Source organism: uncultured Chitinophaga sp., from assembly GCF_937898475.1.
Lineage (GTDB): Bacteria > Bacteroidota > Bacteroidia > Chitinophagales > Chitinophagaceae > Chitinophaga.
The window spans coordinates 96,578-121,541 of record NZ_CALEJS010000010.1 but is presented as its reverse complement, the minus strand read 5'-3'; the positions used below and the strand labels follow the sequence as shown (position 1 = coordinate 121,541).

Sequence of the window (24,964 nt, the reverse complement as noted above, 5' to 3'; positions counted from 1 at the left end):
GACACTTCCTCTACAATTGTTAATTGTTAATTATTAATTATGATAAAACCCAGCATTCCCAAGGGTACACGCGATTTCGGACCGGCGGTGGTAAGAAAAAGGAACTATATCTTCCAGACCATCCGCGAAACATTTGAGCTGTTCGGCTTTCAGCCACTGGAAACTCCGGCCATGGAGAACCTGAACACGCTGACAGGGAAATACGGAGAAGAAGGCGATAAACTGATCTTTAAGATACTGAACAACGGCGAAATACTGGGCCAGGCCCAGCTTGCCAAAGATAGCAAGGAGCTGGCCACGCTTTTATGCGAAAAGGCCCTGCGCTATGATCTCACTATTCCCTTTGCCCGCTACGTGGTGATGAAGCAGCATGAATTGGCCCTGCCTTTCAAACGCTACCAGATGCAGCCGGTGTGGAGGGCAGATAACCCCCAACGGGGCCGCTACCGCGAATTCTACCAGTGTGATGCCGATGTGGTGGGCAGCAATTCCCTGCTGAATGAAGTGGAACTGCTGATGATCTACGACCGGGTATTCTCCAAACTGGGCCTGCAGGGCTACGAAGTACGGGTGAATAACCGTAAGATCCTCAGCGGACTGGCAGAACTGATCGGCAAACCTGAAATGCTGACCGATATTACCATCTCTATCGATAAGCTGGATAAAATAGGTATTGAGGGCGTACAGCAGGAACTGCTGCATCGCGGACTCAGCCATCAGGATGTGGAGATTGTCAACAATTTCCTCCGCATTGACGGCAGCAATGATGAAAAGCTGCAGCAATTGCAGGTGTTATTACAGGCTTCCGCTACCGCGCAAAAAGGCATTGAAGAGTTGGCATTTGTATTGAACAGCGGCATGGCCACGTTCAATGCCGCCCCGATCGTGGATGTGACCCTGGCACGCGGCCTGAACTACTACACGGGGATGATCGTGGAAGCCAAGGCGCCGCCCGCTGTTAAAATGGGCAGCATTGGCGGCGGCGGCCGATATGATGATCTCACCGGACTGTTTGGCTTACCCGGCCTTTCAGGAGTAGGCATCTCCTTTGGTGTAGACCGCATATATGATGTGCTGGAAGAGCTGCAGCTGTTCCCTGCCGCTGCCCAGCAATCTACCCGTGTGCTGTTCCTGCATATGGGCGCAGAAAGCCTGCCCGTTGCCTTTAACTATATGATGCAGCTGCGGGAAAAAGGTATTGCCGCAGAGGTATTCCACGAAGCCGCCAAGATGGACAAACAGTTCAAGTACGCAGATAAACGCGGTATTCCCTACGTGGTGATCCTCGGCGAAAGCGAATTGCAGGAGAACAGCCTGAGTATCAAGCACCTGCAGACGGGCCAGCAGCAGAAGATCAGCGCCGGTGAACTGCTGAACTTCCAGTTCGTGTAAGCTGCTTATTCGCTTTTACTTACCGTTTATGCGCTTTTAGTGAGGATAGCACGTAGGTTACATGAAGCTTACCCGAAGGAATGACGAAGGTTTCACGAGGAGAAGACGAAGGGTACACTAAGCGTATACGAAGAAAAGACAAAGATCATTAAAAGAGAAAGCCCCCGGCATACGCTCGGGGGCTTTCTCTTTTATAGCTATTCAGCCTAATTCAAACTTTTAAAGGCGTCCAGGCCGCACTTCAGCCAGTTAGCGTAGTCCCTTTCGTCAGGGGTATAGCCTACCGGCTTGGTGAGCAGCTTCTCATCCGGGCTGATCAGCACATAGAAGGGCTGGGAGTTATTGCTAAAATTCTCCGTCTGCATGGTCGCAAACTTATCTCCTATGGTTTTGATCTCCTTTTTGTTGCCATTACGGGAGGTGAACAGGAACTGAGCCTCTTCAGGCAGCAGTTTCCGGTCGTCCACATAAAGCGACACCAGGATAAAATCTTTCTGGATCAGCGTCTTTACTTCAGACTTCGGCCAGACGTTTTCTTCCATTTTACGGCAGTTCACACAAGCCCAGCCGGTGAAATCCACCAGCAGGGGTTTTCCTTCTGCCTTGGCCAATGCCAGGGCCTTTTCATAGTCGTTCACTATGTTAGGCTCTACGCCTTTACCTTTAGCAGCCTCTTCCCCATAAATGCTATAGGTCAGGGGTGGCGGAAAACCGCTGATCAGGGCGCGGTTAGCATATTTTGTATTGGTCACACCCGGTATCAAATACAGCGTAAAGGCCAGGAAGATCAGCGCTACTACCAGGCGGGGAGTACTCAGCTTCTTCAGCGGCGAATCATGCGGAAAGCGGATCTTGCCGAAAAGGTAGAGCACAATACAGATGCCTACTATGATCCATATAGCAAAGAACACCTCTCTTTTCAGGATACCCCAGTGCATTACGAGGTCTGCGTTGGAGAGGAACTTGATGGCCATTGCAACTTCAAGGAAGCCCAGTACCACCTTCACGGTAGTTAACCAGCCGCCGGATTTAGGCAGTGAATTCAACCAGCCGGGGAACAGGGCAAAAATTGCAAAAGGCAGTGCCAGGGCCAAACCAAAGCCTCCCATCCCGGCGGTGAGCTGCATAGCGCCCCCATCGGTAGAAAGGGAGCCCGCCAGCAAAGAGCCCAGGATAGGCCCGGTACAGGAGAAAGACACCAGGGCCAACGTAAGCGCCATAAAGAAGATACCTGCTATTCCACCTACACCTGTTTTGGCATCTGTTTTACTGGCCAGGCTGCTGGGCAGCGTGATCTCAAAGTAGCCGAAGAAAGAAATGGCAAATACAATGAAGACCACGAAAAAGAACAGGTTCAGCCATACGTTGGTGGAAATGTTATTCAGGATTTCCGGGTTCAGGGAGTCCAGGAAATGGAAAGGCAGGCTTAGCAGTATGTATACCAGGAAAATGAAAAAGCCATAAAGGGAAGCGTTCATCACGCCCTTACCCTTATCGCCGGATTTCTTGGTAAAGAAGGATACTGTCAGCGGGATCATCGGGAATACGCAGGGCGTAAGCAGTGCGATAAAACCGCCCAGCAGGCCCAGCACAAATATTCCCCAAAGGCTTTTCTTACCCTCAGACCCGATACCACCACAGCTATTCACCGGGCTGTCCAGTATAATATTGCTGCGTTTAAGCGAGCTGGCGGCTACGCCTGATTCCTGCAGCCCTGCAGCAGCACTTACCAGGTTGCCGGAGGCATCTACATTAAAACGGAAGGGCGCCTCTTCAGGACCTGCCACTTCATCGCCTTTCAGCGCCATGTAGTTAACGCTGCCGGTTACTTTGGTGGCGCCGGGTTGCACCTTTACAGTGGCCAGCAGCTCTACTTCATTTTCAAAATATTTTATCTGGAGATTGTCGAAGAGCGGTTCCTTGCGGCTGTCCAGCTTACCGCTCTCCTTTATACCCAGGAGCTCGGCCCCTGCAGCTGCGGTGTCCAGCACCACGCGGGTGTTGGGATCGTCGTCGCTCATGGTAGTGGAAAACAGCTGCCAGCCTTTATCAATAGTGCCTTTGAAATGGAGTATAAACTCTCCGTCACTCTTTTTTTCGGCGGTATATTGCCATTGGGCCACCTGGGTAGTGGCGGCGGTATCCTGGGCCTGGGCAAGGTTAAAGGCTGCCAGGACCGCTATGAGAAATGCAAATATTTTTTTCATGATCACTTCCCTCCTACACCGATTGAGAATTCAATTTCTTTCGGCGGCAGGCACTGGTGATCATCGCACACCATATATTCTACGGAGCCTTTCACTTTGGTAGCAGCTTTACCTTTTACGGTTACTGTCTGTACAAAGTTTACCTGGTTCTCGTAGTATTTCAGTTCGGAATCGAAGTTCTTGTCAAACGCCTTGTGCAGCTTACCATTCTCCTTTACCTTCCCTGTGGTGGCAATCAGGGGGTTTTTGGCGAATTTGAAAGAAGTGGGCACGGGACCTTCCCCGGCATCCTGCGCATACAGGTGCCAACCCGGCTCTATGGTGGCGGTAATATGCACTTCATAGGTCTTGTCATTGATCTTCTTGGACGAAAAATTCCATTTCACCGGATTTTCGATCTGAGCGCTGGCCAACACGGGCAACGCGAACAGGAACAATGCTGTCAACAGTTTTTTCATACTCATTCCTCTTGTTTAAAATGGTTGGTGGTTTTGATTCTCTCCGGAAAAAGCCCGGAATTAGTTGTTGGTGATCAGGCTCTGGAATATGAGCTGACCATCCGTATTGTTCAATGCCAGGCTGGTAGCGCGCTCAGGGTGAGGCATCATACCAAAGACATTCTTTTCCTTATTGGTAATACCGGCAATATTGCGGATAGCGCCGTTAGGATTGGCCTCGTCAACAATGTTGCCGAACTCATCGCAGTAGCGGAACAGCACCTGGTTATGCTTAAACAGGCTGTCCAGTGTAGCGTCGTCTGCATAGTAACGGCCTTCGCCATGGGCAACGGGGATCATCAGCGGACGGCCCGTAACGTCTTTGGTGAGGGCAGTAGTGGTATTCTCACTTTTCAGGTATACGTTCTTACACACAAACTGCTGGTTCTGGTTGCGCAGCAGTACGCCCGGCAGCAGGCCTGCCTCGCAGAGTATCTGGAAACCGTTACATACACCTATTACACGGCCACCTTTGTTGGCAAACTCGATCACACTCTGCATCATAGGACTGAACCTGGCGATGGCGCCGCAGCGCAGGTAATCGCCATAGGAAAATCCACCGGGAAGAATGATACAGTCCTGTGTGCTGAAAGCGCTCAGATCTTTATCCTTATGCCAGAGTTCAATTACTTCCTGGCCAAGATCGTTGCGCAGGGAATCGATCATATCGTGATCGCAGTTAGAGCCGGGAAAGGTGACAACACCAAATTTCATGAGTCTTTATTTCAGAAGTCAATAATAATTGTAAACTGCAAAATTACCGAACCGCCCGCATATTTTAGCGGCCGCTTGTACCAATATGCCGATGTGCAACCGTGGAGATATGCTAATAATTGATAATCAGGGCATATGCATAGCTTTCAGCCCCGCCCCACACCTAAATTTTAACATTTTAGCTGAAGTACTGCATCACGATCACGTAGCCCAGGGTAATGAAATGGATGATGTTGGCTATTGTTTCATTGGTGAAGGTCCAGTATACATTGGCTACGAACATAGAAATGGGCAGGATGGCCACCACCCAGTAATCTGGCGAGAAGTGTACATTGAAGAAAGGCACCAGCATGGCCACTATTACATAAACGATCAGCACGGCCCAGGTTTTACGTACCTGTATCAGCATCTTTTTGAGCGGCCGCTGCAACAGCAGCCATCCCAGCACGAAGAAGAACACGCTGGCAATGAGGGCGCCCCATACCTTATAGTGGCTGATGATGGGCAGACTGATACCCATACGGGGGATCTTTTCGATCTGGTTCCACTGGTCTGTCAGGAACAGGTAGGTACCCAGCAGGTATAGCGGGCATAATAGTCCCAGCAGGGCAATGATCCACTCTGCCAGGCGGAAAGCCCGCATAATGAGCAGGCTAAGCAACAGCAGCAGGCAGAACACGATGGCCGGAAAGTAGAACAAGCCGGCTACGCCCAGGGCAAAGCCTATATTAAACACCACATCTCGGGCAGAGGTACGTGTATACAATTCCGTGATATTGGCAAACACCCAGAGCATGATCAGGTTCACCAGCAACGCCGGTGAGAATTCATTCCAGCCCTGCCACAGGGAAGTGAACAGGAGGTAGCTCATGGCCGGGAGGTAAGTAGCTTTAGGGAACAGGCGATGGTGGTTGGCGATCCTGGTGAGCAACAAGGTTTGCAGGAACAGCAGCAGCACGGCCATCGCGGTAAAGAAGAAAGGGCTTTTACCCACCAGCATCTGCAGCCAGTTCACCAGCAGTTGATACAACAAACCTTCAGACCCGTCTGCGACGAAGGTGGACGGGTGTATCAGGTAATAAAACTTAACCAGTAAGGTATATAGTAACAACAGCAATACCGTTAGCGGATTGCCTGAACGGAAAAATCTTACCACGGTGCAAAGGTGTGATTAAAAGTCAATTTTTGCAAAGCAAATATAATTCCTGTAGATGCAGGGAATCAACACGGAACGGCTGCTGATCTGCTTACCGTAGCGGGGCATCCAGGTAAAGCCTTTATCCAGGTTACGCAGGGTAGGCATACGGCTGATCTTCCCATCCGGGGTAATGCTGTTGTCTGTCAGGATATAGCTTCTGCGATCCAGGTCATTGTACAGGAACCGCAGTTCGCTGCCGATGTTCACCAGCATGTAAGACAGGTACAGATCTGCCCCATCGTCAAACTGGCTTTTACGTACAAAATTGCTCCATTGCAGCTTGCCTTCCGGGTCAAAAGACAGGACGGCCACATTATCGTAATGATAGCGGTTGCCCTGTGAGTTGTTCCATCCCCAGGGACTGTAATACCAGGGGGAGTAAGGTGAATAGTAGTAGGAATACGGGGAAGACATGCCGTAAGGGCCGTACATGTAATTCCAGCGGTTCCAGGGCTGATAGCGCGAAGTGGTATAGAAAGATTCTGCCGTGATCAGGAAGCCCCCGTCTTTGGTATTGATGATCTTCCTGATGAAGTAATCGTTAAAGGCTGCATTGGTGGAAGATTCTCCCCTGGCGTTCATCTTCAGCTCGGGCGTAAAGGGGCTGAGCTTTTCATACACCAGCTGTTTCTGCGCAAAGTCATATTTGGCAATATACATGCCGTCCACATTCCCTCTTTTCTGTTTGTAGTAGAAGGCGCTTACCAGCAGGGTGTTGGAGTTGTTATCCAGCTTCATCTTCACTTCATCCAGCATCTGCTGCTGCAGTTGCAGGGGCGTAACCTCGAAAGAGTCTACCGCAGAGCGTTTGATGATCACGTCTGCCTTGATGGTATAATCCCGGTTGCTGGTACGTTCCAGGCGGTTAAATATCAGGTCGCCGCTGTTGGCCAGGGTAAAATTGCTCAGGATCGCCTTCTTTTCCATTGGCAGGGAAAGGCGGCTGTTATTCACGAAATTGAAGGAGCTGTCGTACTGGAAGGTGTAGAACACATTGTTGTCTTCCTTGTCCTGGTTGATCTTGTAGATCATGATCCGCCCCTTATCCTCTGAATATTCTACGGAATATACCTTGTTCTCCTTGGAGTAAAAACCAATACGGGTAGAATCTACCACGATGGGGGCCTGGTCAAACCGGCCTTCGGGGTTCATGGTGGCGCAAACGCTGTACACGGCATCTTTGCGCTGGAACTGGTATATCATGAATACTTTACCGGGGTAGGCAATAAAGTCAACACTGATCACTTTCTTGGGCAGGAAATCCAGCTTTACCCTTTCTTTCAGCTGCATGGCATTATCATATACGGACACGGCATTATCACCACGATCGCTCTTGTATACCAGGATATTGCCGCCAACACGGCCAATGATCTCAAACTCAGTGCTTTTATAGTCGTCACGCTCCGGTTCTGAATAGGTTATTTTCTGGGCCATCAGGGATCCTCCACAAAAAAGCAGGCAAACCAGGAGAGAAAATCGGTATAGCATTAGTATATGTTTTAAATAATGTGGTAACGTAAATACATCTAATATTGTTGTAGGCTGCGGGTACCTGACCTGATAAAATTTTACCAGTCAAACCTACACGAAAATTTGCGTTTCGCAAAGGGGGAAATAGTCCATGGTCAATAGTCCATCGTCCATAGCATGTTCCTGTACTGCAGGCGACCTCCTTAACAGGTCAGGCTATGGACGACGGACCATCGACTATCGACTATTTTCACTACTTTTAGCTAAATATTGAACCGTTCTTAGCCTGATGGAAACAGTGTTAATTACCGGTGGCACAGGATTAATAGGACAAGCGCTTACCAATCTGCTTACGGAACATGGATATCAGGTGATCATCCTGAGCCGCCAGCCACATACGGACAACAAAAATACCGAAAACAACCTGGTTAGTTATGCCGGGTGGGACATTCGCCGCCAGACCGTTGATACAGCGGCTTTGGCAGCCGCCGATCATATTGTGCACCTGGCAGGGGCCAATGTGGGCGCCAGAAGGTGGACAGCAGCCTACAAGAAAGAGATAATGGAAAGCCGCACCCTCAGCAGCCAGCTGTTATTCAAAGCCCTGGAACAGCATCCCAATAAGGTCAAAAAGGTCATCAGCGCATCGGGCACCGGCTACTACGGTGAGTATGACGGCAATAAAAGTTCCTTTACAGAAAGCTCGCCCGCTGCAGGCGATTTCCTGGGTACTACCTGCCAGGCCTGGGAAAACGGCGTGCTCGAAATGGAGCGCCTGGGTAAACAGGTTGTGATTTTCCGCACGGGCATTGCACTGAGCAGAGCCGGCGGCGCACTCAAAGAATTCTACAAACCCTTACAGTTCGGCTTTGCCACCATACTGGGCAACGGGGAGCAGTGGGTCAGCTGGATACACCTGCAGGACCTCATCCGCCTTTATTTCAATGCTATTGTGAACCCCCGGCTGCAAGGCATCTTTAACGCCGTAGCACCGCAGCCTGTACACCATAAAGAACTGATCCTGACCATGGCCAGGGCCGCCAAAGGTAAAAGCTTTATAACCGCCTATGTGCCTGCCTTTGCCTTAAAACTGGCGCTGGGTGAAATGAGTGTGGAAGTGCTGAAGAGCGTACGGGTATCTTCACAGAAAATCCAGGACACCGGTTTTGTCTTCTCCTACCCTAATATTGAAACCGCCATGGAACAATTGTTCTTGTAATTCCAAAGTCCGAACACCAAGAGGTAAAATCCAAATTCCAAATAACAAACTCCAAATTCCAAAAACGCGCAGATCTTCGAGAAGATCATTTTGGAATTTGGAATTTGTTATTTGGATTTTTATCTCCTGGAATTGGGCTTTTGGAATTTACCCCGGGATTTCTAGTGGTTCATCACCAGCATCATGGCCTCGGCTTTCAGGAGGCATTCTTCCCATTCTTTCAGGGGATCGCTGTAGAAGGTGATGGCGGAGCCGGTGGAGAAAGAAAGGTAATTGCGGGATGCATTGTACAGTATACTTCTGATCACCACATTGAGGTCAAAATCTCCCTCAGGGGTGATGTAACCAAGGGCGCCGGAGAAAAGTCCGCGGCGGGTTTGCTCATATTGTTCAATGAGCTGCATTACGCGGAATTTGGGCGCGCCGGTCATAGAGCCCATGGGAAACGCATGCCGCATGGCCGCTGTGAAAGGTACGCCTTGTTCACGGATGGCTTTAACGGTAGAGATCATGTGGTGCACCTGTGTGAATGAATAGATGCCGAACAGTTCTTCTACGGTTACACTACCTGAGCTGGCGGCGTGTGCCAGGTCATTGCGCACCAGGTCTACTACCATTACATTCTCTGCACGTTCCTTGGGGCTGTTGTAAAGACGGCTGCGCGCCAGCGCATCTGCATCGTTATCAGCAAGGCGGCGTGTTGTGCCCTTTATAGGTTGTGAAATGAGGGTACTGCCCTGCTGCTGCAGAAAGCGTTCGGGACTGGAACAAAGCAGGTACCGCTCACCCACGCGGTAGTAGGCAGCAAAGGGAGATGGTGAAACGCGGTTCAGTTTATCGAATAACGTTAAGGGATGTACGCGAATATCTGTAATGTAATTTTCGCGGCAGAAATTCACTTCATAGCAATCACCGCGATGTATGTGATCCTGCAGGGCTTTTACGGCGCTGAGATAATCCTCCCGGGAAATGCGGGCCTGCAGCGCAGGGGCGGATACTGCAGCGGCAGCCTGCTCTACCTGTCCGGGCATTTGCAGACAGGCCTCATAGATCTCCTGCGCCTGTTCCCGGTTCAACTCCTCCCCGCCTATCTGGACGGAATGCGGCTGCAGCAGCATAACAATGCGCGGGCGAAAGAAATACAGGTCGGGAAAACCAATACCATCGGGATGTACAGATGGGGCCATGCCTGCAGTTTCACCATTAAGATCATAGGCCAGGTGTCCGAAGAGCCAGTCCTGCCGGCTGTCATGGAACTGCTGTAAAGATGTGAATGCGGAGCCGGCGGGCAGTGAGAGATATTCGATGGCGTCTGCACCCAGCAGTGCCTCATAACGGTTATAGGGTGAGGGATACCCGTTATTGTCCAAAAAACAGCAAATGTTGAACCGGTTAGACCAATTCAACATTTGCTGTTTAAAAATCTTATGATTTGCTACTGGGAAATCGTGAAATATCCTGATAATGCTTTGTTTTAAAGCTTAGAAATCATCATCGTCATCATCGAAGCCCCTGTCGTTGAACAGATCCATGTCTTTGAACTCATCGTCAAAGCCCAGATCATCGTCATCGTCAGCAGATTTCTTACCGGGACGGCCACGCCTTGCTTTAGGCTTGGGCATGTCGAACTCTTCGAAGTCAGGATCATAGTTTTCATCCTGGTCTCCTTTCTCCCATGCATCATCATCATCGTCTATATCGCTATCATCATCGATATCGTCGTCATCATCGTCATCGTCGACTTTACGTTTGCCTCTTGAGGGTGCCGCATCTGATTTTTTAGAAACACCAGATTTACGGGGAGTTTCCTCCTCATCATCTTCCTCATCCTCGTCATCTACTTCTTTTTTAGGCTTGCTTGCAGCTTTGGGGGAGGCGCCTTTGGTTGATTTGGCAGAAGTAGTTTTTTTGGTCTCTTTTTCTTTATCAGATTTCGATTTCATAATAGGTTCACTTATTTCTTTAGCGTAAAGTTTTAACAGTTTTTTTTATTCGCCAAATTTTTTTTCTCTCTTTTTTTTAGTAATTTTTTGAATTCATTTTTCCAGTACCTGATCTCTGCCAGGCCCGTTGGAAACGAATTTCACGGGCACTTTCAAATATCCTTCCACTGCAGTTACAAATGCTTTCATTTCGGCAGGTAACTCGTTGTATTGCTTACTGTTGGCTGCCGCTTCATCACTCCATCCTTTATGTTTCTCCCATATAGGCTTTACTGTCAGTCCATTCAGCTGAAAAGGCATCTGGCGGGTTTGTGTGCCATTCACCTCATAGGCAGTACAGGCATACACTTCGTCAAAGGCGTCCAGCACATCGCTTTTGGTCATTACCAGCTGGGTAACGCCGCTGAGCATGCAGGTATAATCCAGTGCTACCAGGTCTATCCATCCGCAGCGGCGGGGACGGCCCGTGGTGGCGCCGAATTCACGGCCTATTTCTCGCAGCTTTTCGCCGGTGGCGTCATGCAGCTCTGTGGGGAAGGGACCGCTGCCTACACGGGTACAATAGGCTTTGGTAACGCCGATCACTTCACGGATCCATTTGGGAGCGATGCCCAGACCGGTGCAAACTCCCGCAGAAATAGTACTTGAAGAAGTAACGAAGGGATAGGTACCGAAGTCCACATCCAGCATACTACCCTGCGCACCTTCGGCCAGTACCTGTTTTCCTGCCTGCAGCTTTTCGTTCAGGAAGTATTCTCCGTTAACAATATTCATGGTTTTCAGGAACTCCACGGCAGAGAAGAACTCTTCTTCCCATGCAGAAATATCTTCATTGAAATGATATCCATCCAGCAGGTGCTGATGTTTTGCTTTCAGTTTCTCATACCTTTCCCTGAAATCGGGCAGAAGCACATCGCCCACACGCAGGCCATTACGGCCGGTTTTATCCATATAAGCGGGACCGATGCCTTTCAGTGTAGAGCCTATCTTCTCGTGGCCTTTAGCCGCTTCTGAGGCCTTATCCAGCGCACGGTGGGTAGGAACGATGATGTGGGTCCTTTCGGCGATGAACAGGTTCTGCTTCAGGTCTATCCCGAAGGCCGCTACTTCCCCGCATTCCCGGCGGAAGGTAACGGGGTCCAGTACTACGCCATTGCCGATGAGGTTAATGGTGTTTTTGTGGAACACACCGGAAGGAATGGTATGCAATACTACCTTCTTGTCATCAATGTATAAAGTGTGCCCTGCGTTAGGCCCCCCCTGGAAGCGGGCTATCACGTCATATTTACCTGCAAAGTAATCCACGATCTTACCCTTGCCTTCATCACCCCATTGCAGGCCTAACAAAACATCTACCATAATTTGTGTAAGTTTAGAAAAGAAGGGCAAAATTAAGTAAAAAGTATTTTTACTTTCTACTTTTTACTTATTCTTCCAGCCTGTGTACGGATTTTATGCCATCCAGTCTGTACAGGCGTTCCACCAGCTCATCCAGTTCCTCCTTGTCGTGTACAAACACCTTGATCAGGCCTTCGAACAGCCCTTCCCGGGATTCGATGGTAAGGGCGGCGATATTGATCTTGAGCTCACCTGAAATGATATTGGTGATCTTGTGAATGACGCCTACATCATCCATTCCCACAATGCGCAGGCCTGTAAGGAAGGATATTTCGCGGTTCTTGACCCATTTGGTCTTTACCACGCGGTGGCCGTAATTGGCCAGGAGCTGGGCGGCGTTGGGACAGTTGGTACGGTGTATCTTGAGGCCTTCGCTGGCGGTAACAAAGCCGAATACGTCGTCGCCGGGTATGGGGCGGCAGCAATTGGCCAGCTTATAGGCGATCTTATCAGAGCTTTCGCCGAAGATGATCAGTTCCGCATCTTTTTTAGCGGGCATCTGGTGATGCTTCAGCGGGTCGTCGGGCGTATGATCCGGCTGCTTCACCGGTTTGGGGGCTTCCAGCTTATCGCCCAGCACGTTGAACTGCTTAAGCTCTTTCAGGTCGATATTCTTAATAGCGATCTGGTAGTAGAGGTCCAGCGGCGAGGGTTGTTTATAGAACTGCACCAGCTCATTGATATTATGCTGGCTGGCGGTTATTTTCAGGCTGTCCAGCTTGCGCTCCAGGGCGGCTTTACCGTCCATGGCGATCTTCCGCTTTTCTTCCTTGAGCGCGTCTTTGATCTTGGACTTAGCTTTGGCGGTAAGTACAAAGTTGAGCCAGTCTTCAGAAGGTTTCTGCTTATTGGAGGTGATGATCTCCACCTGGTCGCCGCTGCGCAGCTTATGGCTGAGGGGCACCAGCTTGTAGTTCACCTTGGCGCCGATACACTTGTTACCGATGGCGCTGTGGATAGAATAGGCAAAATCCAGCGCGGTAGAGCCTACCGGCAGTATCTTCAGATCGCCTTTAGGGGTATATACATAGATCTCCTCGGTAAAGAGGTTGCTTTTGAAATCGGCCAGGAAGTCGAGGGTATTGGAATCCGGGTTGTTCAGGATCTCCCTGATCTGGCTGAACCAGAGGTCAAATTTGGATTCCTGGCTGGACACCTGGTTGCCTTCCTTATAACGCCAGTGGGCGGCCAGGCCTTTTTCCGCATAGTCGTTCATGCGTTTGGAGCGGATCTGCACTTCCACCCATTTACCCTGGGGGCCCATTACGGTGACGTGCAGGGCTTCATAGCCGTTAGACTTAGGATTGCTGAGCCAGTCGCGGGTACGCTCCGGGCTGGGATGGTAGAAGTCGGTGATGATGGAATACACTTTCCAGCAGTCGGCCTTCTCCTTTTCCAGCGCGGAGTTCATGATGATGCGGATGGCGAAAAGGTCGTACACTTCCTCAAAGGTGACGCCCTTGGTCTTGATCTTATTGTAGATGGAGTGTATGGATTTGGGACGGCCGTAGATCTCGAAATCAAAGCCTTCCTCCTGCAGTACCTCCTTGATGGGTTTGATGAACTCGTTGATATAGCGGGTACGTTCGCGTTTGGTCTCCTTCAGTTTCCGGGCAATATCGCGGTAGGTATCCTGCTCGGTATACTTCATGGCCAGGTCTTCCATCTCGGACTTGATATTATACAAGCCGAGGCGGTGAGCCAGGGGGGCATAGATAAATACCGTTTCAGAGGCTATTTTCAGCTGTTTTTCCCTGCTCATGCTATCCAGCGTGCGCATATTATGCAGGCGGTCTGCCAGCTTGATCAGGATCACGCGGGGATCGTCTGCCAGGGTAAGCAGTATTTTCTTGAAATTTTCCGCCTGGGCGGTGCTGGTGCTGGAATCTATCACGGTGGAGATTTTGGTGAGGCCGTCCACGATGTGGGCGATCTCAGCGCCAAATTCCCGTTCCACGTCTTCCAGGGTTACTTCTGTATCTTCTACGGTATCATGCAAAAGGGCGCAAATAGCGGAGCGTACCCCGAGGCCTATTTCTTCCACACAGATCTGTGCAACGGCCAGGGGATGCAGGATATAGGGTTCCCCCGATTTACGGCGCATTTCCTTATGCGCATCGGCTGCCATTTCGAAGGCGGTACGTACTAACTCGCGATCGCCTTTTTTAAGGCGGGGTTTGAGGGCCCTTAATAATGCGCGGTAATGCCGGACGATCTCCTTTTTCTCCTGTTCTTCGTCGAGATTATATTTTTGAACTGCCACTGTTTCCATCGACCCTAAAAATACGAAATAAATGGCAGACGTTAGGGGTCTGAAAGTTTGGGGGTTTCAGGGTTTGAGGTTTGAAGTCTGAGGTTCGTTAAACGTTAAAGGTTCAAAAATTGCCGGCTCGCCTCACGGGTAACCTGTACCAGGTAAAGCCCTTGCCCTTAACATTCAACTTTCAACAAACTTCAAACCTCCAACTTCAAACGTGCTGCGGTCCCAGGCGGCATTTATGTAGAACCTCCCACGAAACGCCGTTATGGCGGAGGAAGTAAAGGTTGTTGACCTTAAAGGAGAGCCGGAAGTCGCGGTGCTGGTATTCGGGCCAGGCAGCCTCGAACTGTTCAGAGGTAAGATCTCTGAACGCCACGGTGATGTGGGGGTTGAAATTATCCCGGGCCAACATATTGCTGAACCCGAACTCTTTACGCAGGAAGCTCATGAGCCTGCGATGGGTATCCATGATGGCGGGGTCTTTTTCCACGTTGATATACAGCACTTTCTGTTCCTTATGCGGATAGGCGCCAAAACCGTTCAGGCTTACTTCGAAGGGTGACAGGGTGGCTGCAAATTCCGTCAGCTCGCCGGTGATGGTTTTTTCCAGGAGGGGGTCTGCCGTAAAGGGTACCTGCAGGGTAATATGCGGCAGCACTTTTACCGCGTGGCGGGCGCCGTATTTTTCGGCGAATTCCTGTTTAAGGCGGATGATCTCTTTACCGGCTTCCGCGGTGGGCAGTAATGCGATAAAATAGATCTTGTTCTCCCTTTTAGGCGGCTGGGGCTTTTTGAATTTTTTTCGGGGCTGGGGGTTAGGCCTGTTTCCCTGGTTAGGTCTGCCGCCGCGCCGGAAGTTGCCTTCATTGTTCCGGTTGTAGCCTTCCCTGTTCCGATTGTCCTGGCTACCGTAACCGCCGCCATACCCGGATGGGCGGTTATTGCCCGTTTTCAGGCGACCGGGCTGATCTCGTCTATCAATGTTCATGACAAAGTTATTATCAGTGGGTTTAACACTTATAATTGAGGTGATTTAATGTTCATTGTTCTGTCCATCAACGGGGATGTTTAACCGGAATCCAACATTGTGCAAGGTTTCAAGCTGTATTTGGGGGTCTGCTCTGAAATGCTTACGCATGCGGGTTATAAAAACGTCCATGCTCCTGCCGCTGAAAAACCCGTCCTTTCCCCAGACATTGAGCAGGATCTCTTCCCGCTTCAGTATCTGGTTAGCATTGTTCTTGAAATACCGGATGAGCTCAACTTCTCTTGGGGTAATTTCTCCGATAACCGTTCCGCTTTCATCCTTTACGTTCAGGTATTCTACATTAAAAGTAAGCTTTCCCAGGGTGAATTCCCGTTTCTCATTATGAGCACGGGGTAATGTTCTTTTCAGGAATACATTTATCCTGGCAATCAGCTCCTGCATACTGAATGGTTTGGTGATGTAGTCGTCCCCGCCTACGCGGAAGCCTTCCAGGCGATCTTCATCCAGCTTCCTCGAAGTGATGAACAGGATAGGTATCAGCCCGTTCTTCTTACGAATGTCCTGTGCAAGGGTAAAGCCGTCCCGCTTAGGCATTACCACATCCAGCAGGATAATGTCAAAATCGGCTTTCAGGAATTTCTTCCACGCGATGTCCCCGTCAAAACATTGCACTACGTCAAAGCCCGCTGTTTCCAGGTGTTTTTTTACAATTCCCCCAAAATGATAATCATCGTCAACCAGTAATATTTGTGTTTTACGAATCATCTTGAAAACAATGGGATATGGTTAAAGCTTTAGTTGCTTGGTTCTTCTTTTTTGGCTGATAGTAAACAACAAACAGGTCGTCATTACAGGAATAGTAACCCCTGCAATATTGCTAAATTATCGTATTCTTCGAGTTAATAATTCGTTATTGAGCGTAATTTTTTAGCCGTGCTTAAGATCTAATTAACTTTCGGGAATGGCTGTATTACTATGATACCCGGTCTATCTTTATGGCCACCGCATGTTGCCAGTTTTTTTGCTGCAGGCTGGCAGGAAGACTGATCTCTACCTGGTTGCCTGTTTTTTTCCAGCTCAGTTTTTCTTTTGCACCCAGGAGGGTAACGCGGGCGCCCCTGGCAGGAGTGATCCCGCTGAAGGAGATCCTGGCAGGCAGTTTTTCACCCTCATCCAGCAGGTATATAGCATATATGCTGCCATCTTTTTTGCGGGTAAAGCATACCTTCCCATCTTTATATGGTGCCACCGCACGTGTACCATAGATGGCATCGCCATTTACCTGCATCCAGCTGCCAATACCCTGCATGGTAGTATAGGCTGCTTCGTGTAATTCTCCGTCAGGACCTGGCCCTACATTCAACAGATAATTGCCCCCTTTCGCCACAATGTCTACCAGATTATGCACGATCCGTGTAACGGATTTATACTTGTCATCCGGCACATAAGACCAGGAGCTTCCCATGGTCATACAGGTTTCCCACGGATAGCTGAGCGGTTTATCGGGGATCTGCTGTTCGGGCGTGCGATAGTTCTCAAAGGGGCCATGCACGCTGCGGTCTACCACGATCAGGCCCGGCTGGTGTTTCCGCGCCATGGCGGTTATACCTGCCATATCAATATCCTGGTCCTGCGGCGGTGTTTTGCTCCCGGAAAGGGATTCCTTTGTCTGTGTTTTACGGGGACGCACCCATCCTCCATCCAGCCATAGGATCTCTATCTTACCGTAGCCGGTCATCAGTTCTTCTATCTGGTCATAAGTAAACTTTTTAAACTTCTCCCAGCGATCAGCATATTTCTGCACATCATAGTTCACGTTACGGTCTTTAGGCGGGAAATAAGACCACCAGTAGTTTTCCGAATGCCAGTCTGGTTTTGAGAAATAGGCCCCGGCATGGATACCTTCCTGGCGGAAAGCATTGAACACCTCTTTGGCTATATTGGCGCGGGGATCTTTGCTGAAAGCGCAGTTGGGACCTGTTACCCGGTAGTTGGTCTGCTTTGTATCAAACATACAGAAACCATCATGGTGCTTGGTGGTGAACACCACGTATTTCATACCGGCGCCTTTGGCGGCCTTTGCCCATTTGGAAGGATCGAACTTAAGGGGGTTGAAGGTATTGCCAAGGGCTTCGTATTTCTGCAGGTACTCGTAATAAGGTATGCCGTAAGGTTTGCGCTGTGTCCAGCCTTCATCTTCCGGACAGATACTCCAGGATTCCACTACGCCCCATTGTGAATAGGGCCCCCAATGTATGATCATACCAAATTTCCAGTCCTGCCAGTCATCCAGCTTTTGCAACACCGCCTGGTCCGTTTCGGGAATATAGGGCTGTTCTTCATTCTCCTGAGCTTTAGCTGCCTGCAGCGCCAGCAAAGCGCACAGTAAGATCCAGATTTTACGCATGGTATAAATTATTTGAGTATAGGAAATACCCTGACAAAATACGTTTTATCCAGGAAATTCACACCGCTTGCTATCTTTGCAGGATGAAAAGTATCTGGCAGCAAATCTTGCGATACCTGTATATCCGGAAGAAAGACCCGGATGCGCCTAAAACCCGCTATGTGGCTATGATGCATGGCATGAACAGGATCTCCATCCTCCTGTTCATCATTGCGCTGATCATCATGCTGATCAGGCTGTTGAAGTTAAAGCACTGATTCGTTATAGATGATCTCTGCTGCCAGGCGGGATGCGTCCCTCTCTCCCAGCCTGTTCCATAATTCTGCATAATCTGCTTTCATCCTCTCGCGGGTAGCGCTGTCATTGAGCAGCAGTGTAAGCTCTTTCAGCAGTTGTGCTTCTGTGAGATCGTGCTGTATCAGCTCTTTCACCACCGGCTTATCCATTACCAGGTTTACCAGTGCAATGTATTTTACCTTGATGAGGCGTTTTGCGAAGAAGTAAGAAACGGGACTGCCTTTGTAGCATACCACTTCGGGAACGCCAAAGAGGGCGGTTTCCAGGGTGGCGGTACCGGAGGTTACCAGCGCAGCAGTGGCCTGGCGCAGCAAGGCGTAGGTCTGGCCTTTTACGGTAGATACATTGGGATGACGGCCGATGAGTTCCTGCATAAAATGATCATCCAGGCTGGGGGCCTGCGCCACTACGAACTGGTGATCCGGGAAGTGCTTTGCCATGGTAAGCATGATAGGCAGCTTTACGCTGACCTCCTGCCGGCGGCTTCCCGGCAGCACGGCAATCACCGGTTTATCTGCAAATGGCGGATCAGCGGGCCGCTCTTTCGCAGCGCGGATCACTTCCACCAGGGGGTGCCCCACATATTCCACTTCATATTGCCATTTGTGGTAGAAGTCCTGTTCAAAAGGAAGAATGCACAGCATCCTGTCCACACATTCCCTGATCTTTTTTACGCGGCTTTCTTTCCAGGCCCATACCTGGGGAGAGATATAGTATACTACGCGGTATCCCTGCTTCTTAGCCCATTCTGCAATACGCAGGTTGAAACCGGGATAATCTATCAGCACCAGCACATCGGGTTTGAACGCCGCTATATCCTGTTTACAGAAATCCATATTGCGCAGAATGGTGCGCAGGTTCATCACCACTTCCAGAAATCCCATAAAAGCCAGATCGCGGTAGTGCTTCACCACCTGGCCACCGGCCTGCTGCATCAGATCTCCTCCCCAGCAACGGATGGTTGCTTCTGTATCCAGCTGCTTCAATTGTCTGATCAGGTTACTGCCATGCAGGTCGCCGGAGGCTTCGCCGGCGATTAAGTAATATTTCATAATGAGCTGTTAGCTTTTGGCTGTTGGCTGTTAGCGTTGAGCCGTCAGCTGGCAAAAGTAAGAAAAAGGCGGAATGCCGGATGCGGAACGCTAAACGGGAAAGGTCTTCTGCCTTCGCAGACTGCGTTCAGTGTTTCGTTGGCAGTATACTAACCGTGAATGAGTTTCAGTAACAGAATAGTGATGGCGTACAGCATGGTGACCAGGAAAATGCCTTTGGCGGTAATGTCTTTGCGCTGGCGGGTGTACAGGTAAAACACCAGCCCGTTGGCCAGCAGGCATATACTGATGATCTTGGGGATCATCTGACGGTTGGATGCCAGGAGCCTGAAGAATTCTCCCAGGCCTATATGCAGCTTAGGTAAAAACATCAGCAGGTAACACAAAAAGAAGCCAATTACAGGTGTCAACAGCCCCAGCATAATGCCCAGGGGTAGGTTGTCTTTCTTGAACATAACGTAATTCATATGCGAATGTGCGGATTTGCAGATATGCGCATCGTTTAAAATTTCCAGCTAGCTTCCAGCTGATCCATAAGCTTATAGTGCGTAAGGTCAAACTGAACGGGTACCAGTGATGCGTAATTATTTTCCAGGGCCCATACGTCTGTATCTTCTCCCTGGTCCATATTCTTAAATTCGCCTGTCAGCCAGTAATACTTTCTGCCGCGCGGATCCCTGCGCTCGTCAAATTCTTCCACCCATTTGGCATGGGCCTGACGGCAGATCTTGATGCCTTTGAATTCCTGGCCGTTGCTGATCACGGGAATGTTCACATTGAACAAAGTACCGGCGGGCAGGCCCCCTTCCAGCACTTTACCGGTAACCTGGGCTGCAACCTGCTTAGGCAGGCTGAAATCGGCGCCAAAGCCGTAGTCCAGGTAGGAAAAGCCAATAGAGGGAATGCCTTCTATGGCCGCTTCCATGGCTGCAGACATGGTGCCGGAGTAAATGATGTTGATAGAATGGTTGGCGCCGTGGTTGATACCGCTTACGCAGATATCCGGTTTACGGTGCAGGATCTTGTCACGGGCCAGCTTAACACAATCTACCGGTGTACCGGAGCATTGCCAGGCCTCTATCCCCTCAAAAATATCCACCTCGTCAAGCCGTAAAGGCACCCCGATGGTGATGGCGTGCCCCTTGCCTGATTGCGGACTATCGGGCGCCATCACTACTATCTTGCCCAGCGGGCTCACGGCCTCTATCAGGGCGCGTATGCCCGGGGCGGTGATGCCGTCGTCATTGGTAACCAGTATAATCCTTTCATCAGCCATGACCATCCGATTTTTTACTTGTTACAAATTTAGTATGTATTGCATACATTTTATATTAATAATCCGTTTTCAGCATTCTGCGGAACACCAGGAAGATCATTAGTGCGATATAAACCAGCAGCATTATCAGATAAACGGAATCATCATAGCGGTTGGTATCCGGGATGAATTTATCTATGATAGGGAAGGGTATCAGCTCATCGGCAGCCTGCATGGGTAGCAGGCCTCCTATCTCTCCCACCTTGCGTTTGACGATCAGCACCAGCAGCTGGTCCACCAGCATAATATAAGCCAGGTACAGCACGATGGCCAATCCCGCCCTGCGCACCAGCACCGCTATCAGCAGGGCAATACCCATAGACACTTCCACCTGCAGGAAATAGTAGAACAGGAAACGGCTGTCTTCAAAGCTGAACGGGTGCAAAGCATAGGCTAAACCCAGGAGGGTACCCGTCAGCATCGTGGTTAGCAGGGCCAGCACGCCGAAGGCCAGCCACCAGTATAGTTTGGCCAGTACAAAGTCACGCCGTTCCCAGCCATCAATAATATTCTGGCGATGCGTTTTATACGTGAATTCATTGGTGACCAGGATCAGCAAAGGAAAACCGAAAACGGCCGTCATAAAGCTGTTGATCCAGCTTACGCTTTGCCAGATGATCGGGAAGTCATATAAATTGACGGGGATCTTGTTCTGCGCCTGCTCCCGGATCGTTTCAGTGATCTCTGCCACGATGAAGTTGGCCGCCGGGATACTCAGCACCGCTAGTAGCAGCAATACCCAAAATGTGCGGTAGGATCTTACTTTAAGCCATTCTGTACGGATGATCTGCAGCATAGGTATCAGTTATTGGTGATTTGCAGGAAGGCCTTCTCCAGGCTCTGCTTCCGGATGTGTAAATGGCTGAGCCATATGCCCTGGTCTGCGCACCAGGCGTTCAATGCAGCCAGATCAACCGGCTGACTGAATACCACCTGCAGGTGCTCATGGCGTTGCAGGATATGAGCAAATGCGGGATGGCCGGCGATGAGCTTTTCCAGCGCAGCATTGTTGCTGCAGGATAGTTCTACATAATCTTCGCGCACCAGTACTTCGGCAACAGACCCGGATAATAACAGCTTGCCCTTTTGCAGGATGGCTACGTGGCTGCATACTTTTTCCACTTCGTCCAGCAGGTGGCTGGCCAGTATAATGGTCTTACCGCTACGGGCCAGCTCAAGGATCAGCTGTCTTACTTCTGCAATGCCTGCGGGATCCAGGCCATTGGTGGGCTCATCGAGTATCAGCACCTCCGGATCGCCCAACAGGGCGGAGGCGATCGCCAGGCGTTGTTTCATACCCAGGGAGTAGGTCTTGAAACGGGAATGCTGGCGCGCTGTCAGTCCGGCGATCTCCAGTACACGGCTGATATCCTGTTCTGGACGCTGTTTGATGGAAGCGGCCACCTGCAGGTTGCGATATGCGCTCAGGTAGTGGTAGAAGTTGGGGGTTTCCAGCAAGGTGCCTATCTGCCGCCGCTGTGCAGCAGTGGGGGCTTCATCAAAGAGGCGGTAAGTACCCTCGTCGGCCTTCAGCACATCGGTCACAATCCCCAGCAGGGTGGTTTTACCGCTGCCATTGGGACCAAGAATACCGAACACGGCGCCGCGGGGCACCTCGAAGCTCACACCTGACAGGGCCTGGATGGCGCCGTAACGCTTGGAAATGGAGTGGAGAGATAAGATGGACAAGGGGAATTAAGAATTAGTGGTTTGATAGTTTGAAAGTTTGAGCGTTGAGGGTTTGAAATGTTTACGAACGTTTCAACCCTCAAACGCTCAAACATCTAATTGCGTATGGGCTTACCTGTTTTAATGACGCTTTGCAGGCGCTCCAGGGTTTTGCGTTCGGTGGCAAGACTGAGGAAGGCTTCGCGTTCAAGGTCAAGCAAGTATTGTTCGCTTACCAGGGTAGCTTCACTGAGATCACCGCCACACATGACATAAGCCAGTTTACGGGCGATTTTGGCATCGTGCTCAGAGATATACTTACCCACCAGCATGGCGTTGATGCCGGTGAGCAGGGTACCCAGGGCGGTGCGGCCGAGTACTTTCACATCTTTTCTTTCCAGGGGGCGGGTGTAGCCGTCATCCGCCAGATCGATCACGCTGCGTTTGGCGTCGGCGATCAGGCGTTGCTGGTTCATGGTGATCTCATCCGTGCCGGGGCGAAGGATACCGAAGTCAAACCCTTCATGCGCGGAGGTGGCCACTTTAGCCATGGCGATGGTCATGAAACGGTCTTTGAGCGGTTCTTCTTCAATGCGGCCTTCCTTAAACTCATCGCTGGCGCGGAGGGCCATCTCCTTGGTGCCGCCGCCGCCGGGTATCAGGCCTACGCCCATTTCCACCAGGCCGATATAGGTTTCTGCCGCAGCCTGTACTTTATCTGCATGCAGGCACATCTCGCAGCCGCCGCCCAGCGTAAGTGCGTGTGGCGCTACTACCACCGGTACGGAGGAATAACGGAGACGCATAGTGGTTTTCTGGAACATGCGTACTGCCATATCCAGCTCATCGTATTCCTGTTCTGCGGCGAACATGAAGATCATGCCTACATTGGCGCCGGCGGAAAAGTTGGCGCCATCGTTACCGATTACCAGGCCGCGGAAATCCTTCTCTGCGCGGTCTATTGCCTTATTCACCCCGTCCAGCACTTCGCCGCCGATAGTGTTCATCTTGGTTTTCCAGTCCAGGCATACAACCCCATCGCCAATATCATACAGGTTGCAGGCGCTGTTCTTCCAGATCACGTTATTGCTGCGGTTCTCCAGGATGATGAACGTATCTGCGCCGGGCAACAGTTTATAGTCGCCTGAGGCAAGGTCGTAATAGTATTTCTTTCCGTTATCTACTTTATAAAAGCTTTTGACGCCTTTGCCCAGCATGTCTTTCACCCAGGCTGCGGGAGCAAAGCCTTTTTCTTCCATGGCTTTCACGGAGGCTTCCACGCCCAGGAGGTCCCAGGTTTCAAAGGCCCCTATTTCCCAGCCAAAGCCCGCTTTCATGGCATCATCTACCTTATAGATATCATCTGCAATTTCAGGTATACGGTGAGAGATATACGAAAACAGGTGAGCATGGAACAGCTGGTAGAACTGTCCGGCTTTATCATTGGCGGCAGCCAGCATGCGGATACGCTGTTTCAGGTCTTCCACCTGTTTGCCGGCTTCAATGCTGGCGAACTTCGCTTTCTGTTTGGGGCCGTACTCCATGGTCTGGAGGTTCAGCGTTAATATTTCCTTACCGCTTTCGCCTTTGGTCTTTTTGTAGAAACCCTGGCCTGTTTTATCACCCAGCCACTTGTTCTCTACTACCTTCTGCAGGAAGGGGGGAATTTCGAATATCTTGCGGGCTTCGTCGTTGGGGCAGTTGTCTGCCACACCTTTGGCCACTTTTACAAGCGTGTCTATACCCACCACATCTGCCGTACGGAAGGTGGCAGATTTAGGACGGCCAATGGCAGGACCGGTGAGCGCGTCGATCTCGTCGATACCCAGGCCCATTTCCTGCATGATATGGAAGATGGCCATGATAGAGAACACGCCTATGCGGTTGGCAATAAAGGCAGGTGTGTCTTTACACAGCACGGTGGTTTTGCCCAGGAAGAGATCGCCGTAGTGCATGAGGAAGTTCACTACTTCAGGATCGGTGTGTGGTGTAGGAATGATCTCCAGCAGGCGCAGGTAGCGGGGCGGGTTGAAGAAGTGGGTGCCACAGAAATACTTTTTAAAGTCATCGCTGCGCCCTTCCGTCATCAGGTGGATGGGGATACCGGACGTATTGGAGGTAATGAAGGTACCGGGTTTGCGATACTTTTCCACCTGGTCAAATACGGACCGTTTAACATCCAGGTTCTCTACCACTACTTCAATGATCCAGTCGCTGTCTGCTATGCGGGACATATCATCGGTAAAGTTGCCCGTACGGATACGTTTTACCACATCTTTGGTGAATACCGGTGAGGGGTTGGATTTGATAGCTGCCTGTAAGGCATCGTTAACGATGCGGTTTTTAACGGCGGGACTGTCTAACGGTAAGTTCTTTGCTTTTTCCGCATCATTCAATTCCTTAGGGGCAATATCCAACAATAACACCTGTACACCTATACCTGCGAAGTGGCATGCAATACGGGAGCCCATCACTCCGGATCCAAGGACGGTAACTTTATTGATGTGTCTCTTCATAGCTTTTAGCATTTAGCCGTTGGCGCTTAGCCATTTATGCGAATCTTGTTTCAGTTTTTCGATTAATGAATTTAGCATTTTTTGTACTTCGTTTATCACAGGAAGGATTTTTTCTATGTTTTCTTTCAGATCAACATAACCCCCCGCTGCTATCAATAACTGCGTTTCTATTGCAAATGCAGACCCAACCGCATTTTCCAGTAATTTTTTAAAATGAGCGGCCGTTGACGTTGCGCATCCTTCAGCACTATTACCGTCAATTGATACGCTGGCTTTTCTTAGTTGGGTAGTGAGACCAGATGCATTGATTTTTGCCAAACCTTCAGGTTCTTAAAATTTCTCATTACTATGGGGCTTTTAATGAAGGTAACAAAAAAGCCAACACGACAATGTCGCATTGGCTTTTTCTATAGCTAAAAGCTA

22 protein-coding genes are annotated in these 24,964 nt (G+C 50.1%); 3 read left to right on the top strand and 19 right to left on the bottom strand.

Annotation, left to right across the window (positions count from 1 at the left end):
• The first annotated feature begins 39 nt into the window (after positions 1-39).
• Positions 40-1,392 (top strand): histidine--tRNA ligase, encoded by a 1,353-nt coding sequence (gene hisS / locus Q0577_RS00915; RefSeq protein ID WP_298731860.1) that lies wholly within the window; start codon positions 40-42, stop codon positions 1,390-1,392.
• Positions 1,393-1,598: 206 nt separating this feature from the next.
• Here hisS and Q0577_RS00910 read toward each other — a convergent pair whose 3' ends face one another.
• The 5 genes from Q0577_RS00910 to Q0577_RS00890 all read right to left on the bottom strand — a co-directional run bounded on the left by Q0577_RS00910 (position 1,599) and on the right by Q0577_RS00890 (position 7,496).
• Positions 1,599-3,599 carry a thioredoxin family protein gene (locus tag Q0577_RS00910; protein ID WP_298731858.1) on the bottom strand — a complete coding sequence of 667 codons (2,001 nt, stop codon included), beginning with the start codon at positions 3,597-3,599 and terminating at the stop codon, positions 1,599-1,601.
• A gap of 2 nt (positions 3,600-3,601) precedes the next feature.
• On the bottom strand, positions 3,602-4,057 hold the full coding sequence (locus Q0577_RS00905) for a protein-disulfide reductase DsbD domain-containing protein (protein ID WP_298731856.1): 456 nt from the start codon (positions 4,055-4,057) through the stop codon (positions 3,602-3,604).
• 60 nt (positions 4,058-4,117) lie between these two features.
• A complete protein-coding gene (purQ, locus tag Q0577_RS00900) occupies positions 4,118-4,810 on the bottom strand; it encodes a phosphoribosylformylglycinamidine synthase subunit PurQ (protein ID WP_298731854.1) in 693 nt (230 codons plus the stop codon).
• Positions 4,811-4,988: 178 nt separating this feature from the next.
• Positions 4,989-5,966: a hypothetical protein gene (locus Q0577_RS00895; RefSeq protein WP_298731852.1), complete on the bottom strand. Its 978-nt coding sequence runs from the start codon at positions 5,964-5,966 to the stop codon at positions 4,989-4,991.
• Between the two features lie 15 nt (positions 5,967-5,981).
• Positions 5,982-7,496 (bottom strand): hypothetical protein, encoded by a 1,515-nt coding sequence (locus tag Q0577_RS00890; protein ID WP_298731850.1) that lies wholly within the window; start codon positions 7,494-7,496, stop codon positions 5,982-5,984.
• Between the two features lie 271 nt (positions 7,497-7,767).
• On the opposite strand from Q0577_RS00890, the gene Q0577_RS00885 reads away from it, so the two are divergent.
• Positions 7,768-8,697 carry a TIGR01777 family oxidoreductase gene (locus Q0577_RS00885; protein ID WP_298731848.1) on the top strand — a complete coding sequence of 310 codons (930 nt, stop codon included), beginning with the start codon at positions 7,768-7,770 and terminating at the stop codon, positions 8,695-8,697.
• A gap of 161 nt (positions 8,698-8,858) precedes the next feature.
• Here Q0577_RS00885 and Q0577_RS00880 read toward each other — a convergent pair whose 3' ends face one another.
• The 7 genes from Q0577_RS00880 to Q0577_RS00850 form a co-directional block, all read right to left on the bottom strand.
• On the bottom strand, positions 8,859-10,067 hold the full coding sequence (locus tag Q0577_RS00880) for an anthranilate synthase component I family protein (protein WP_298731846.1): 1,209 nt from the start codon (positions 10,065-10,067) through the stop codon (positions 8,859-8,861).
• Between the two features lie 111 nt (positions 10,068-10,178).
• Complete coding sequence (locus tag Q0577_RS00875; RefSeq protein WP_298731844.1) at positions 10,179-10,640, bottom strand: hypothetical protein; 462 nt, start codon at positions 10,638-10,640, stop codon at positions 10,179-10,181.
• A gap of 93 nt (positions 10,641-10,733) precedes the next feature.
• On the bottom strand, positions 10,734-11,999 hold the full coding sequence (locus tag Q0577_RS00870) for an adenylosuccinate synthase (RefSeq protein ID WP_298731842.1): 1,266 nt from the start codon (positions 11,997-11,999) through the stop codon (positions 10,734-10,736).
• Positions 12,000-12,066: 67 nt separating this feature from the next.
• Positions 12,067-14,310 carry a RelA/SpoT family protein gene (locus Q0577_RS00865; protein ID WP_298731840.1) on the bottom strand — a complete coding sequence of 748 codons (2,244 nt, stop codon included), beginning with the start codon at positions 14,308-14,310 and terminating at the stop codon, positions 12,067-12,069.
• Positions 14,311-14,506: 196 nt separating this feature from the next.
• Positions 14,507-15,286, bottom strand: coding sequence for a 2'-5' RNA ligase family protein (locus Q0577_RS00860; protein WP_298731839.1), 780 nt, complete (start codon positions 15,284-15,286; stop codon positions 14,507-14,509).
• A gap of 45 nt (positions 15,287-15,331) precedes the next feature.
• On the bottom strand, positions 15,332-16,051 hold the full coding sequence (locus Q0577_RS00855; protein WP_298731837.1) for a response regulator transcription factor: 720 nt from the start codon (positions 16,049-16,051) through the stop codon (positions 15,332-15,334).
• A gap of 208 nt (positions 16,052-16,259) precedes the next feature.
• Positions 16,260-17,693, bottom strand: a complete 1,434-nt coding sequence (locus tag Q0577_RS00850) for an alpha-L-fucosidase (RefSeq protein ID WP_298731835.1) — start codon at positions 17,691-17,693, stop codon at positions 16,260-16,262.
• A gap of 83 nt (positions 17,694-17,776) precedes the next feature.
• On the opposite strand from Q0577_RS00850, the gene Q0577_RS00845 reads away from it, so the two are divergent.
• Entirely contained in the window at positions 17,777-17,950 is a 174-nt protein-coding gene (locus Q0577_RS00845) for a DUF6728 family protein (protein ID WP_298731833.1), read from the top strand.
• Here Q0577_RS00845 and lpxB read toward each other — a convergent pair.
• The 7 genes from lpxB to Q0577_RS00810 all read right to left on the bottom strand — a co-directional run bounded on the left by lpxB (position 17,939) and on the right by Q0577_RS00810 (position 24,859).
• Positions 17,939-19,042 (bottom strand): lipid-A-disaccharide synthase, encoded by a 1,104-nt coding sequence (lpxB, locus tag Q0577_RS00840; protein ID WP_298731831.1) that lies wholly within the window; start codon positions 19,040-19,042, stop codon positions 17,939-17,941. The genes Q0577_RS00845 and lpxB overlap by 12 nt on opposite strands.
• Positions 19,043-19,191: 149 nt before the next feature.
• Complete coding sequence (locus Q0577_RS00835) at positions 19,192-19,509, bottom strand: hypothetical protein (RefSeq protein ID WP_298731829.1); 318 nt, start codon at positions 19,507-19,509, stop codon at positions 19,192-19,194.
• Positions 19,510-19,544: 35 nt separating this feature from the next.
• Positions 19,545-20,318 (bottom strand): 5'/3'-nucleotidase SurE, encoded by a 774-nt coding sequence (gene surE / locus Q0577_RS00830; protein WP_298731827.1) that lies wholly within the window; start codon positions 20,316-20,318, stop codon positions 19,545-19,547.
• Positions 20,319-20,373: 55 nt separating this feature from the next.
• Positions 20,374-21,153 carry an ABC transporter permease gene (locus Q0577_RS00825; protein WP_298731825.1) on the bottom strand — a complete coding sequence of 260 codons (780 nt, stop codon included), beginning with the start codon at positions 21,151-21,153 and terminating at the stop codon, positions 20,374-20,376.
• A gap of 5 nt (positions 21,154-21,158) precedes the next feature.
• Positions 21,159-22,046: an ATP-binding cassette domain-containing protein gene (locus tag Q0577_RS00820; RefSeq protein ID WP_298731824.1), complete on the bottom strand. Its 888-nt coding sequence runs from the start codon at positions 22,044-22,046 to the stop codon at positions 21,159-21,161.
• A gap of 95 nt (positions 22,047-22,141) precedes the next feature.
• Positions 22,142-24,541, bottom strand: a complete 2,400-nt coding sequence (locus Q0577_RS00815; protein ID WP_298731822.1) for a 3-hydroxyacyl-CoA dehydrogenase/enoyl-CoA hydratase family protein — start codon at positions 24,539-24,541, stop codon at positions 22,142-22,144.
• 12 nt (positions 24,542-24,553) lie between these two features.
• Entirely contained in the window at positions 24,554-24,859 is a 306-nt protein-coding gene (locus tag Q0577_RS00810) for a four helix bundle protein (RefSeq protein WP_298731820.1), read from the bottom strand.
• Between the last annotated feature and the right edge of the window lie 105 nt (positions 24,860-24,964).